Source organism: Burkholderia anthina, from assembly GCF_902498995.1.
Lineage (GTDB): Bacteria > Pseudomonadota > Gammaproteobacteria > Burkholderiales > Burkholderiaceae > Burkholderia > Burkholderia anthina.
Map to the genome: position 1 here is coordinate 40,972 of NZ_CABVLY010000011.1, position 13,103 is coordinate 54,074.

At 65.3% G+C, this 13,103-nt stretch carries 12 protein-coding genes; 7 read left to right on the plus strand and 5 right to left on the minus strand.

The window, feature by feature from the left end; translation table 11 throughout:
• Positions 1–56 precede the first annotated feature (56 nt).
• The gene (locus BME24068_RS15955) at positions 57–998 is read left to right on the plus strand and encodes a dihydrodipicolinate synthase family protein (RefSeq protein ID WP_174926619.1); all 942 of its coding nucleotides are present in this window, start codon (positions 57–59) and stop codon (positions 996–998) included.
• 303 nt (positions 999–1,301) lie between these two features.
• On the opposite strand, the gene BME24068_RS15960 is transcribed toward BME24068_RS15955, so the two are convergent.
• From BME24068_RS15960 to BME24068_RS15970, 3 genes are all read right to left on the minus strand, one after another.
• Complete coding sequence (locus BME24068_RS15960; protein WP_203368128.1) at positions 1,302–1,898, minus strand: FAD-binding protein; 597 nt, start codon at positions 1,896–1,898, stop codon at positions 1,302–1,304.
• Positions 1,899–2,007: 109 nt separating this feature from the next.
• Positions 2,008–3,168 (minus strand): MurR/RpiR family transcriptional regulator, encoded by a 1,161-nt coding sequence (locus BME24068_RS15965; RefSeq protein WP_239007693.1) that lies wholly within the window; start codon positions 3,166–3,168, stop codon positions 2,008–2,010.
• On the minus strand, positions 3,165–4,580 hold the full coding sequence (locus BME24068_RS15970) for an FAD-binding oxidoreductase (RefSeq protein ID WP_174926620.1): 1,416 nt from the start codon (positions 4,578–4,580) through the stop codon (positions 3,165–3,167). Before BME24068_RS15970 ends, BME24068_RS15965 begins: the two co-directional genes overlap by 4 nt.
• A 209-nt stretch (positions 4,581–4,789) precedes the next feature.
• On the opposite strand from BME24068_RS15970, the gene BME24068_RS15975 reads away from it, so the two are divergent.
• From BME24068_RS15975 to BME24068_RS16000, 6 genes are read left to right on the plus strand one after another with little or no spacing between them, the layout of a single operon-like run.
• Entirely contained in the window at positions 4,790–5,431 is a 642-nt protein-coding gene (locus tag BME24068_RS15975; protein WP_174926621.1) for a glucose-6-phosphate isomerase, read from the plus strand.
• Positions 5,362–6,402, plus strand: coding sequence for a shikimate dehydrogenase family protein (locus tag BME24068_RS15980; protein ID WP_239007692.1), 1,041 nt, complete (start codon positions 5,362–5,364; stop codon positions 6,400–6,402). The genes BME24068_RS15975 and BME24068_RS15980 overlap by 70 nt, the downstream gene beginning before the upstream one ends.
• A gap of 37 nt (positions 6,403–6,439) precedes the next feature.
• Positions 6,440–7,216 (plus strand): SDR family NAD(P)-dependent oxidoreductase, encoded by a 777-nt coding sequence (locus tag BME24068_RS15985; protein ID WP_239007691.1) that lies wholly within the window; start codon positions 6,440–6,442, stop codon positions 7,214–7,216.
• A gap of 2 nt (positions 7,217–7,218) precedes the next feature.
• Positions 7,219–8,127, plus strand: coding sequence for an MBL fold metallo-hydrolase (locus tag BME24068_RS15990; RefSeq protein WP_174926622.1), 909 nt, complete (start codon positions 7,219–7,221; stop codon positions 8,125–8,127).
• A 26-nt stretch (positions 8,128–8,153) separates the two neighbouring features.
• Entirely contained in the window at positions 8,154–9,674 is a 1,521-nt protein-coding gene (locus BME24068_RS15995) for a xylulokinase (protein WP_174926623.1), read from the plus strand.
• 32 nt (positions 9,675–9,706) lie between these two features.
• Entirely contained in the window at positions 9,707–10,372 is a 666-nt protein-coding gene (locus BME24068_RS16000; protein WP_244962173.1) for an HAD family hydrolase, read from the plus strand.
• 216 nt (positions 10,373–10,588) lie between these two features.
• Here BME24068_RS16000 and BME24068_RS16005 read toward each other — a convergent pair whose 3' ends face one another.
• Both BME24068_RS16005 and BME24068_RS16010 read right to left on the minus strand, forming a co-directional pair.
• Positions 10,589–12,013, minus strand: coding sequence for an aldehyde dehydrogenase family protein (locus BME24068_RS16005; protein ID WP_174926624.1), 1,425 nt, complete (start codon positions 12,011–12,013; stop codon positions 10,589–10,591).
• A gap of 94 nt (positions 12,014–12,107) precedes the next feature.
• Complete coding sequence (locus tag BME24068_RS16010; RefSeq protein WP_174926625.1) at positions 12,108–13,100, minus strand: zinc-binding dehydrogenase; 993 nt, start codon at positions 13,098–13,100, stop codon at positions 12,108–12,110.
• Between the last annotated feature and the right edge of the window lie 3 nt (positions 13,101–13,103).

Consider the following 13,103-nt stretch of genomic DNA (forward strand, 5'->3'; position numbering starts at 1 on the left):
CATACAGCCCAAGTTGCCAGCAATGGCAGTTGACCCTATCTGAATGAGGAAACGAGATGAGCGACAACATTTTTACCGGCACCATTCCGGCCCTGATGACTCCGTGCACCGCTGACCGTCAGCCGGATTTCGACGCGCTGGTCAAGAAGGGCAAGGAGCTGGTGGCACTCGGCATGCGCGCGGTGGTGTATTGCGGCTCGATGGGCGACTGGCCGCTGCTGACCGAAACGCAGCGCCAGGAAGGCGTCGCGCGCCTGGTCAAAGCCGGCGTGCCGACCATCGTCGGCACCGGCGCCGTGAACTCGAAGGAGGCCGTGTCGCACGCGGCGCATGCCGCCAAGGTCGGCGCGCACGGCCTGATGGTGATTCCGCGCGTGCTGTCGCGCGGCGCGTCACCGGCCGCACAGAAGGCGCACTTCGCCGCGATCCTGAACGCCGCGCCGAACCTGCCGGCCGTGATCTACAACAGCCCGTACTACGGTTTCGCGACCCGCGCCGACCTGTTCTTCGAACTGCGCCGCGCGCATCCGAACCTGATCGGCTTCAAGGAATTCGGTGGCGCCGCCGACATGCGCTACGCAGCGGAAAACATCACGTCGCAGGACGATAGCGTGACGCTGATGGCTGGCGTCGACACGCAAGTGTTCCACGGCTTCGTGAACTGCGGCGCAGCAGGCGCAATCACCGGTATCGGCAACGCGCTGCCGCGCGAAGTGCTGCAACTGGTCGACCTGTGCAAGAAGGCCGCGCAAGGCGATGCAGTGGCGCGTGTGCGTGCGAAGGAACTGGAATCGGCGCTGGCCGTGCTGTCGTCGTTCGACGAAGGCTGCGACCTGGTCCTGTTCTACAAGCACCTGATGGTGCTGAACGGCGACACGGAATACACGCTGCACTTCAACGACACGGATGCACTGAGCGACGCGCAGCGCAACTACGCGGAAGCGCAGTACACGCTGTTCCGCAACTGGTACGCGAACTGGTCGAAGACGATCGCGTAAGCGGTTCGCGCGATGCTTGCGATACGCGGCCGCGAAACGGCTGCGTGATGGGAAAGCCACGGAGGAATCCGTGGCTTTTTGGGGTTGTTCGTCGTCGCGAGCGAGGGTAACGCGCAGAAAAAATCAAACGGACTCGTGCCCGCCCCACTCGTCCCGGCTGCTACGCGAAACGGTGAACACGATGCGCGTCGCGCGGTGCCGATGCATTCGCGGTGTCCGCACATGTCGCCTCCGCAACGCCGCAGAAAAAGCCGCTTGCGACGTGACGGAGCGTGATGCCAACTCGTCGTGAGTCGAACGCGGTTACGCGAATTCGGCGACGAATGTCGGAACGACTTCGAAGAGATCACCAACGAGGCCGTAATCGGCCACGCTGAAGATCGGCGCTTCTTCGTCCTTGTTGATCGCGACGATCACCTTCGAATCCTTCATGCCGGCCAGATGCTGGATCGCACCCGAGATGCCGACCGCGATGTACAGCTGCGGCGCGACGATCTTGCCGGTCTGGCCGACCTGGTAGTCGTTCGGCACGTAGCCTGCATCGACGGCCGCGCGCGACGCGCCGAGTGCGGCCTGAAGCTTGTCCGCCAGCGGCTCCAGGATCTTCGCGACGGCCAGCGGCTCGACGCTGTCGTTCGACTCGACCAGGATCGCGCGATCCGCGCCGATCGCCAGCGCCGTGCGCAGCGTTTCCTGCGTTTGCGCAACGCCAACCGACACCGCGATCACTTCCGTCGCCACGCCCGCTTCCTTCAGGCGCAAGGCTTCTTCCACCGCGATTTCGTCGAACGGGTTCATCGACATCTTCACGTTCGCGATGTCCACACCCGTGTTGTCCGACTTCACGCGGACCTTCACGTTGTAATCGACCACTCTCTTTACTGCGACCACAATCTTCATACGACTCCCGATGGGATTTCTGCCCTGATAGTTCCGAACGACGGACGCGACCAGTCGACAGGTCGCCCCGGATCCGTGCAGGCCGCTCACGGGCCCGCAGCACAACGGCTCAAATCACGCCGGAAGTACGCATGTCGGCAAGATGGCGCTTCATGTCCTGCACTTCGCGTGCGTGAGTCTCGCCCTTCCGGAGGGCAACACTCGTGGAAAGAATGTCGATGATGACAAGCGCCGCAAGCCGCGACGTGGTGGGCGTGTAGACGTCGGTGTTTTCAAGCGTTTCCGCCACCACCGCGACATCGCAATAGCGCGTCAACGGCCCTTGCGATCCGGTAATCACGACGACCTTCGCGCCGCGATCCTTTGCCGTGCGCACCACCTCGATCAACGAGCGCGTTGCACCGGTATTGGAGATGGCGACGACGGCATCGCCAGGCTTGAGCATCGATGCGGCGATGAACTGCTGGTGGGAGTCCTGATGCGCGATGCAGGGTACGCCGAACAGCGGAAACTTCTGCTGCGCATCCAGCGCGACGATACCCGAGGCACCGAAACCGAAAAACTCGATGCGCAACGCGGCAGCGAGTATCTCGACTGCACGCCCGATCGCATCGAAATCGAGCTTCTTGCGCGCCCAGTCGAGACTGGTAATGGTGTAGTCGAAAATCTTGGTCGCAACGGTTTCCGGCGTGTCCGTTCCGGACAACACCGAATGCGTGGCCGGCGCCCCGAGGGCGAGGCTCTGTACCGCGCGGATCTTGAATTCCTTGAAACCGCTGCAGCCGACGGTCGCGCAGAATCGCAGCACGGTCGGCTCGCTCACCTGGGCAAGCCGCGCCAGTTCGGAAAGACTCAGCTCGGCAATCAGGTGAGTGTTCTCAAGAATGTAATCGGCGACCTGCCGGCTGCCCCGCCGCAGATTGGGGCGGGCGCGGTCAATCACTTCGAGGATGTTGTAATCGGGCACGCAGGATATCCTTCGTCGACGAACGGGCACGGAACATGGGTGTCCAGACCTCGTCCGCACGTCGCGCAGACTGCCCGCGCGGCGTGTGACCGGAGCCCGGTTGACCCGCCACACCGCCGCCGGAACCCCCGTGGCGAGGCTGGCGCCCATGACCGATTGGTGATGATAACCCGGCGCGCGCACGAGATTCGCCATGACGCGTTTCACACTGAACGCCCGCGCGCCGACGTATGCGCCGGGCACATGATCCGCGCCGCGGCGCCCCAAAAGCGCCGCGTTGCCGCTCTCCGTCGCGCCAGTCATGACGCGAACAGCTTGCCGGGGTTCAGGATTCCGCGCGGATCGAGCGCCGCCTTCAACGCACGCATCGTGGCCAGTTCCGCCGGGCTGCGCGACAGCGCGAGCACGTCGAGCTTCTTGGTGCCGATTCCATGCTCCGCCGACACCGAGCCGTTCATTTCGGCCGTCACACCATAGACAACCAGTTTCACTTCGGCCGCCGCGCTCGCCGGCCAGTCGGGCTGCTGTACGACGATATGCAGGTTGCCGTCGCCCAGGTGGCCGTAGATCAGGATGTGCGCATCGGGCCATTGCGCGCGCAGGCGTTCGTCGCAGCGTCGCGCGGCCTCACCGACGTCGGCAATCGAAAAACTCACATCGAACGAGACCCGTCCCGGAATCAGGCGACCGTACTCGCCGGGCGCGTCGCGGATCGCCCAGAACGCGGCGGCGTGCGCTTCGGTAGCGGCCAGCGCGGCGTCGCCGAGCGTGCCGGCCTCCAGCATGTCCGCAAGAAACGCCTCGAAAGCGGCATTCTGGCTGACGGAATCGGCGCCGCTACTCTCCAGTAGCACATAGAACGCGTGGCGCCCCGTCAACGGCGCGCGCAATTCCGGCAGGCGCGACAGGACGAAATCGTAGTAGCCCGGCCACATCACCTCGAAGGCCGATACCCCGGCGGGCAGTCGTTCCTGCGCCATGCGCAACAGCGCCGTGACGCTTTCGTAGTCGGGCACGCCACACCACGCAGTCGACACCGCGTGCGACTTCGACCGCAGTCGCAACACCGCCCGCGTGATCACGCCAAGCGTGCCTTCACTGCCGATCAGCAGATTGCGCAGATCGTAGCCGGTGTTGTTTTTGATCATCTTGCGTCGGCCGCCGATCACGCTGCCGTCCGCGAGCACCGCCTCGATGTCCAGCGCCTGCTCGCGCATCATCCCGTAGCGAATCACGCGGTTACCACCGGCATTGGTCGCGAGATTGCCGCCGATCGTCGCGCTACCGCGTGCGCCCAGATCCAGCGGAAACATGAAGCCTGCTGCCGCGGCCGCTTCCTGAACGGACTGCAGCGGCACGCCGGCCTGAACGGTCATGGTTGCGCTCACCGGGTCGATTTCCTCGATCGCGTTCATCAGTTCGAGGCTCAGCGCGACTTCACCGCCCAGCAGGCACGCGCCACCCGCGAGACCGCTCAGGCCACCCTGCGTGACGACAGGCTGGCCATGTTCATGGCAGATGCGCAACGCCGTCGCGACCTGTTCGGTCGTGCGCGGCCGCAGCAATGCGACGGGCTCCGCGCATGGCATACGACTGGAATCGGCGTGCCGACGGCCGGAAAATTCCGCCGGCAGGCTGACTACGTCGGTGCCCAGCGCTTCGCGCAACACGTCGATCACTCCAGCGCCATGCGCCGGTTCTGCGGTTCCCTGCATCGTGAGCCTCCTGTCTGTTCGACGAATGTCGCGTCGCATCAAGGCACGACACCCGATAAATTAACGATAGTGTTTATATCATTATATTTACGATAATGCACAAATATCCTAGTAAAAACCCGTATGTTCGTTTGTTTTACAAACTATATCATCATAAACACTAACGTTTAAGAGATTGAACAACCTGACCTCCGAGGGAGAAGAAAGTCATGCAATGGCCCGAACCGCGTTCGTTCGACGTGGATCCGAACACCGGTCTGATGACCGGCACCGATTCGCATTACCAGAAACGTCTCGGCGATCTCGCCGGGCTCTACGCCGACGCGCCTGCATTCGAAGCGCTCGCAGCGTCGCGCGGCGATGACGTCGTATACGACGTGACCGATCACCGGCCGAACACGCGGCCGGGCGACTTGATCACCGGCGTCACGCGGATGAGCGCCGGGAAAGTGGGCGACGAGTTCTTCATGACGCGCGGCCATATCCACGCCAACATCGACCGCCCCGAGCTCTACTTCGGCCTGAAAGGCCACGGTCTGATGCTGATGGAAGCGCCCGACGGGCAAACGCGCATCGTCGAAATCCGCGCCAACACGGTGTGCTACGTGCCGCCCCGCTGGATTCATCGCTCGGTGAACCTGGGCGAGAGCGACTTCGTGATGTTGTTCTGCTATCCGGCGGACTCCGGTCAGGACTACGCCATCATCGAGCGCGCGAACGGCATGCGGATGCGCATCGTCGACGACGGCAACGGCAGTTGGCGCAGCGAACCCAATCCCGCATGGCGCGAACGCACCGCCGACGAAATCGACGCGCTCATCGCGCGCCAAACCCAACCGGACCACGCCTGATGACCTATCCCCCCGCTACCAAACCGACCTTCTACTTCATCGGTGTGACGACGGCGCAAAGCTCGATCATGCGCGTGTTCCCCGCATGGGCGCGCCATCTCGGGCTAGGCGACGTCGAAATGAAGGGCATCGACTTCCCGCTGCATGCCAGCCGGGAAGCCTACCGCGAAGTCGTCGAATTCCTGCGCCGCGATCCGCTTTCGCTCGGCGCACTCGTGACCACGCACAAGATCGACCTGTATGCGGCCTGCGAGGACTTGTTTGACGAAATCGATCCGCATGCACGCGTCATGGGCGAAACCAGTTGCCTGTCCAAGCGCGACGGCAAGTTCGTCTGTCATGCGAAGGATCCAATCACCTCGGGCTTCGCGCTCGACGGATTCCTGCCCGCAGGACATTTTGCGCAGACGGGTGCGGAACTGTTCTCGATGGGCGCGGGCGGCTCGACGATCGCACTGACCTGGCATCTGATGCAGCGTAGCCGCGACGCCAATCGTCCGTCGCGCGTGATCGTCTCGAACCGATCGGCCCCCCGCCTCGAGGAAATCGAACGCATTCATCGCGAGCTGGATCTCGGCGTGCCCTGCGAATACGTGATCGCGCCACGCCCCGAAGACAACGATGCCGTACTCGCGCGGCTTTCGCCGGCCGCGCTGGTGATCAACGCAACCGGTCTCGGCAAGGACGCGCCCGGCTCGCCGCTCACCGATCGCGCATCGTTCCCCGAACGCGGGATCGTCTGGGACCTGAACTATCGCGGCAATCTCGTGTTTCTCGATCAGGCGCGCGCACAGTCCCACGCACGCCACTTGCAAATCGAGGACGGGTGGACTTATTTCATCCATGGCTGGACCCGGGTCATCGCCGAGGTGTTCCATATCGACATTCCGACCAGCGGCCCGGATTTCGAACAGATCTGCCGGATTGCCGCCGCGGCAGGCAAACCCGGCGCCGTGCAACCCGCGGCGTGAATCGCGCGCCGCCCGACCCGACTGATACGAGGAAGCCATGATGTATCTCGACAAATTCCGGCTTGACGGCAAGTTCGCCGTGGTAACGGGGGCGGCGCGCGGCATCGGCTTCGCCATTGCCGACGCGCTCGCCCAGGCGGGTGCCCGCGTCGTGCTCACGGATATCGCGCAAAACACGCTCGACGAAGCGGTCGCCCGACTCGAGTCGGCGGGCGCACAAGTGGAAAGCGAATTACTCGATGTGACCGACGTCACCGCCGTGCAGCGCGTGCACGACGCCGTCATTGCGCGGCACGGCCGCGTGGACGTGCTCGTCAATAACGCCGGAATCGCCCTCTCGAATCACCCGGCCGAGACGATGAGCGACGAAGTCTGGGACCGCGTGATCGACATCAACCTGAACGGCGTGTTCCGTTGCTGTCGCGCGTTCGGCAAGAGCATGCTGGCGCACGGCGGCGGCAGCATCGTGAACGTCGGGTCGATGTCCGGCCTGATCGTCAATCGGCCCCAGGAACAGGTGAACTACAACGCATCGAAGGCCGGCGTGCATCACCTGACGCGCTCGCTTGCCGCGGAATGGGGCGCGCGCGGCGTGCGGGTCAATGCGGTCGCGCCGACCTACATCGACACGGACCTGAACCGGTACGTGCACGAAGACGCGCAGATGTATCGCCACTGGGTCGGCGGCACGCCGATGAACCGGCTCGGGCGCGTGGACGAAGTGGCGTCGGTCGTGCTGTTTCTCGCCAGCGAGGCGTCGAGCCTGATGACCGGCTCGATCGTGCTCGCGGACGGCGGCTACGTGTGCTGGTAATCATGAAGAACATCGCGCCGCTCCGCATCGACGTCGAGACGTTCGACTGGCCGCTCGCTGCACGCCTGGCCGCATCCGCGCAACGGCGTGCGACGCTCGCGCCCGGCGTCTCGCTCTACTGGCTTGGCCAGGCCGGATTCGTGATCGAAGGCGCGGGCCTGCGTCTTCTAATCGACCCGTATCTTTCCGACTCGCTGGCCCGCAAGTACCGCAACACGCGCTATCCGCACGAACGCATGATGGCCGCGCCGATCACGCCCGACGACCTCGAGCACGTCGACCTCGTGCTTTGCACGCATCGCCACACGGACCATATGGATCCGGACACGCTGCAGCCGCTTGCACGCCGCTTTCCCGCGCTCCGGTTCGTGGTGCCGACCGCGACGCTCGACGAAGCAGTTCGGCGCTGCGGCGTGGAGACGTCCCGGCTCATCGCCGTCGATGCGGGCCAGTGTGTCGAACCGCTGAGCGGTGTACGCATCTTGCCGATTGCGTCCGCGCACGAGACGCTCGACGTCGATGCACAAGGGCGGCACCCGTGGCTCGGGTACGTGATCGAGATCGCGGGCGTACGTCTCTACCATTCAGGCGACTGCGTCCCGTACACCGGATTGTCGGACAGCGTCGCCGCGCAACGGCCGCATGTCGCGCTTCTTCCCGTGAACGGACGCGACGACGAACGCTCGAGCAACGGCGTTCCCGGCAACTTCACGCTCGACGAAGCGGTCTCGCTCGCGCGAGACGCCGGCGTGCGCGTGATGATTGCGCATCACCACGGACTGTTCGACTTCAACACGATTGCACCGGACGAGATCGACGCCCGCATCCTTTCAGAAGGCGGCGCGCTCGCGCTCTACCGTGCCCGCACGCAGTGCATGTGGCACGTCTGCGCCCACGCAACCGGTGCATAGACAACGACACCCCAGGACATACAGCCATGCGCTCAACCTATCTGGCAATCGACGTCGGCACCGGCAGCGTACGCGCCGCGCTCGTCGACGCCAACGGCGCGATCCTGCACCTGGCCGTGCGCGAGCTCGAACAGATCGTGCCGCGCTACGGCTGGTCCGAGCAGCGCCCGCTCGACTGGTGGTCGGGCACCGTGCACGCGATTCGCGAGCTTCTGGCGACGGCGCCGCCCGGCGCCGCGCTGCATATCGCCGCGGTTTGCGCATGCGGGCAGATGCACGCCACCGTGCTGCTCGACGCCGACGGCGAGCTCACGCGGGACGCCGCGCCACTGTGGAACGACAAGCGTGCCGCCGCGCAAGTCGCGGCATTCCGCTCGCGTATCCGCGATACCACAGCCATGCAGGAATGGCTCGCCCGCAACGGTAATCCGCCGACGCCGGCGTGGCCCGGCTTCAAGCTCCAGTGGATTCGCGAGCACGAGCCCGCTGCCTATGAACGCGCAACGACCGTTTTCATGCCGAAGGACTACGTGAATTTCCGTCTGACCGGCGAACGTGCGTGCGACTGGAGCGACGCGTCGATGAGCTTCCTGATGGATCCGCGCACGCGTGCGTGGTCGCCAACGATGCTCGACGCGCTCGGGCTCGACGTGCGCAAACTGGCCCCGATCCGGGCGCCGCACGACGTGCTCGGCGCCGTGACGCAGGCCGCTGCCCACGCAACGGGCCTTCGACAAGGCACCCCGGTGCTGGTCGGTGCGGCCGACTACCCGGCGTCGGTACTCGGTTCCGGCGTGCATGAACCGGGACTCGCGTCGGACATTACCGGCACGTCGTCCATCATCACGTTCATCGCCGACACCCCGATGCTGCACCCCGAGGTCTCGAACGTCGCCACGTGCGAAGGCCGGTGGGGCCGCTTCATGCTGCTCGATTCCGGCGGCGATGCGATGCGCTGGGCCCGTCGCGCCTTTCACGAGAACACCCTATCCTACACGGACGTCGCGCAGAAGGCCGCGGAAGCGCCCGTCGGTGCCGGCGGCCTGTTTTTCCTGCCCTATCTGACCGGCGAACGCTACGGCACGCAGCCGAATTCGCGCGCGCAGTTTTTCGGCATCACCGCGCGCCACGGTCTCGCGCACCTTCACCGCGCGACGCTCGAGGGCGTCGCGTTCGGGGTTCGCCGCCAGATGTCGATCCTCCAGCCGGAGCGCGGCACGATCGATCGGCTCGTCGCGGCGAGCGGCGGCGCAAAAGCCGCGCTTTGGCTCGACATCAAGGCAAGCATGTATCGGACACCGGTGCTCGTGCCCGCCGAAGTCGAGTGCGGCGTAATGGGCTGTGCGTTACTCGCCGCGAGCGTCACCGGCCGGTTCGCGTCGCTCGGCGATGCCGTCCGCCACTTCGTCCGCTTCGAGCGCGAAGTCCAGCCCGACGCCCGGGCCGCCGATACCTACGATCGCATGATGCCGATTTTCGAGCGCCTCTATCTGCATGCGCAGCAGTTCTACGATGACCTCGATCGCCTAGCCGGAGAAGAAGCATGAATACGTCGTTGCCTCGCGCCGTGCTATGGGACATGGACGGAACACTCGCACTCAGCGAGCCGCTGCACATGCGCACGTTGCTCGCCGCGCTCGCGCACCACGGCGTCAGCGCCGGAGACGAGCTTCATCCGCTGATGTTCGGCCGGACCGGCCGCGACGTGCATCGCATCTGCGTCGAGCGCTTCGGCATCGACGCGGATTTCGACACATGGTCGGCGCTGCGCGCCGCGCACTATGTGACAGAAGCGCCAGCACTCGCGGCGCGCCCGGGTGCGCTCGAGATCTGGCGTGCCGCACACGCGGCCGGACTGCGTCAGGGGGTCGTTTCGAATGCGGGCCGCATGCTGCTCGAAGCGAACCTCGCTGCACTCGGTCTGCAGGCGCCGGAACGTATTTCGGTCAGCGCGAACGACGTGCGGCGCGGCAAGCCCGACCCCGAAGCCTATCTGCGCGCCGCCTACCTGCTGGATATCGCCCCGGCCGACGCCATCGCGATCGAAGACAGCCCGACAGGCGCGTGCGCCGCGCTGGCGGCCGGCATGCGCGTACTCGGCTGGCCGGACACGGCTGGCGCTCAGGCCAGTCCTGTTTTTCCACAGGGCACGCTGGTTGTGCGTGATGCGGGTGAAATCGCCCGAGCGCTTGGCCTGCCCGATGCGACCGTGTCCTCCCGGATCGAACACGACGCATCAGTTTAGGCAGTCGCACCGCAAGCTGCGCGATCCGGCTGCCATGTCAGAACCGATCGAGCGACGACTGCCGAGGATGCAGTCGTGGAAGCGCCCGCGATCGCGCAATGCGACCGCGGGTCAGACGATGGGAGCAGCCGCTTATCGGTGCCGGCGCCGGATTACCGTCACCCCGATGTAATGAGGAGAACGCAATGCCGCCGCGCCAGATTGCCCGTCGCCGTCCTAGCCACGCGCGCCATTCACGACCTTCGTTTCGAGAAAGTCCTCGAAGCCGTACGCCCCCCACTCCCGGCCATTGCCCGACTGCTTGTAGCCGCCGAACGGTGCGTCGAACGATTGGGGAGCACCGTTGAGATGAACCATGCCAGCCCGCAAATCGGCCGCGACGGCCTCCGCCTCGTCCGCGTCGCCCTGCACGTAGGCCGCCAGCCCGTAGGGGGTATCGTTCGCAATGCGAATGGCATCCGCACGATCGCGATACGGAATCAGCGCCAGCACCGGCCCGAAGATTTCCTCGCGCGCGATGCGCATGTCGTTTCGTACATCGGCGAACACGGTCGGCTTGACGTAGTAGCCATCCTCCAGCCCCGCTGGCTTGCCCGGGCCGCCCGTCACGAGCCGGGCGCCTTCCGCAATCCCCGCATTGATCAGCGACTGGATCTTTTCGTACTGCACCGACGACACCACCGGCCCGATATGAGCCCCCGCGTCGCCGGGGCGGCCGACATGGACCGACTCCGCCGCGTTGCGCGCGATCTCGACCGCGGCCGGATAGTCGCGCTCGGACACGAGCATGCGGGTCGGCGCATTGCACGACTGCCCGCTGTTGCTCATGCAATGCAGCACACCTGCGCGCACGAAGCGCTCGAGATCGGCACCTTCCAGAATGATGTTCGGGGATTTGCCGCCCAGCTCCTGCGTGATGCGCTTCACTGTCTTCGCGCCATTTTCGGCGATCAATGCACCGGCGCGCGTCGACCCCGTAAACGACACCATGTCGATGTCCGGATGCGCGGCGAGCGTCGCGCCCGCCGTGGCGCCGTCACCGTTCACGAGATTGAAGACGCCGGGAGGCAGGCCGATCTCGTCGATCATCTCGGCCCACAGCAGTGCGCTGAGCGGCGCCACTTCGCTCGGCTTGAGCACCATCGTGCAACCCGTCGCCAGTGCGGGAACGACCTTGCACGCGATCTGGTTGATCGGCCAGTTCCACGGCGTGATCATGCCGCACACGCCGATGGGCTCGCGCACGACGCGCCCGCCGTCCACCTCATGGCGGAACGCGAACCGGCGCAGCGCGGCGATGCCCGCTTCGAGATGCCCTTGCCCGGTGCGTGCCTGCTGTTCGATCGCGAAGTCGATGGGCGCACCCATCTCCCTCGAGATCGCTTCGGCGACATCGCGGTAACGCCGGTTATAGACCTCCAACAACTTCACCAGCCACGCTTCGCGTCGCGCGACGGTGGTCTTCGAGTAAGCGGGGAATGCCGCCTTGGCCGCCTGCACCGCATCGTCGACATCCGCGGCCGAGCCGGCCGCGATCGTCGCGATGATCGAACCATCGCCGGGATGCTCGACGTCGATGCGCGCCGTCGCGCGCGGCGTGGTCCATTTTCCGTTGATATAGAACTGCGTTGAGTTCGCCATGCATGTCTCCATAGGAAGCAGGTGGTGGTGTGTTGCCGGATACCGATCCGGCGCGCGATACCCGGCGCGCCGGCATTCAAGTGCGAGCCTGCCGTTACTCGACCGATACGACCGGACGATATGCCGTGCGGTGATCGCGCAATGCCGCCAGCAAGTCGGGCAGAGCACGCATCGGACCGGCTTCAATCGTGACCGGTATGAGCGTGCCGTGCTGCACGTCCTGCATGAGTCGTTCGCCGGCTGCCATGAGCGTGCGCCATTGGGCGTCGGTCCCGAAGCGGTGCATCGCGTTCAGCGCAACCTCGTGCAACGAAACCGACGTCGTGAATGCGTCGACGGGCGGCTGCTCGATGCGATCCTGTACGCAGACCAAATGCCCGTTGGCCGCGATACGCGTGGCAAGCGATGCCGCGTGCGCGCCGCTGACGGTGTCGAACATCGCGTCGAATCGCACGGTTCCGTCGTGTGCGGCGTCGAGTGCATAGGGCACGCATTCGTGCGCGCCGAGCGCCTGCAAGCGCGCCCAATGCCGCTTATCGCACATCGCGACCACCCGCCAGCGACGGGCCAGCAACTGGACGAGCAAGGTGCCGACCGCGCCGCCCGCGCCGGTCACGAGCGCAACGCTGCCGCCGCCCGCGTCGGGTGCGGGCACCTTGGCGAACGCCTGCAATGCGGTCAACGCGGGACACGGCAGCGACGCGGCACGTTCCCACGACAGGCCCGGCGGAATGCGCATCAATGCGCGCGCCGGCAATACCGTATGTGTCGCGAAGCTGCCGGGACGCTCAAGCCACTGGTGATACGCGACCCGCTGCCCGAGCCAGTCGGGACTCACGCCATCGCCGACCGCAACGACCTCTCCCGCGCCATCGACACCGGGGATCTGGTCGCCGGACCAGAACGCCGGCCCCCATTCGATGAATTTCCAGTCGACCGGGTTCAGGCCGATCGCGCGGTTTCTCACCACGACATGCGCGGCGGGCGCAATCGGAACCAGCCGCTCCCGCCACACCAGGTGTTCCGGCATGCCGGGCTGCATCCAGTGCCAGCCGGCGCTCTCCATCGCTGAATATGAACTGCTCATCGA

Coding starts and splice junctions, on each gene's coding strand:
- BME24068_RS15955 (WP_174926619.1), top strand. CDS start 57: ATGAGCGACAACATTTTTACCGGCACCATTCCGGCCCTGATGACTCCG.
- BME24068_RS15960 (WP_203368128.1), bottom strand. CDS start 1,898: ATGAAGATTGTGGTCGCAGTAAAGAGAGTGGTCGATTACAACGTGAAG.
- BME24068_RS15965 (WP_239007693.1), bottom strand. CDS start 3,168: ATGACTGGCGCGACGGAGAGCGGCAACGCGGCGCTTTTGGGGCGCCGC.
- BME24068_RS15970 (WP_174926620.1), bottom strand. CDS start 4,580: ATGCAGGGAACCGCAGAACCGGCGCATGGCGCTGGAGTGATCGACGTG.
- BME24068_RS15975 (WP_174926621.1), top strand. CDS start 4,790: ATGCAATGGCCCGAACCGCGTTCGTTCGACGTGGATCCGAACACCGGT.
- BME24068_RS15980 (WP_239007692.1), top strand. CDS start 5,362: ATGGCGCGAACGCACCGCCGACGAAATCGACGCGCTCATCGCGCGCCA.
- BME24068_RS15985 (WP_239007691.1), top strand. CDS start 6,440: ATGATGTATCTCGACAAATTCCGGCTTGACGGCAAGTTCGCCGTGGTA.
- BME24068_RS15990 (WP_174926622.1), top strand. CDS start 7,219: ATGAAGAACATCGCGCCGCTCCGCATCGACGTCGAGACGTTCGACTGG.
- BME24068_RS15995 (WP_174926623.1), top strand. CDS start 8,154: ATGCGCTCAACCTATCTGGCAATCGACGTCGGCACCGGCAGCGTACGC.
- BME24068_RS16000 (WP_244962173.1), top strand. CDS start 9,707: ATGGACGGAACACTCGCACTCAGCGAGCCGCTGCACATGCGCACGTTG.
- BME24068_RS16005 (WP_174926624.1), bottom strand. CDS start 12,013: ATGGCGAACTCAACGCAGTTCTATATCAACGGAAAATGGACCACGCCG.
- BME24068_RS16010 (WP_174926625.1), bottom strand. CDS start 13,100: ATGAGCAGTTCATATTCAGCGATGGAGAGCGCCGGCTGGCACTGGATG.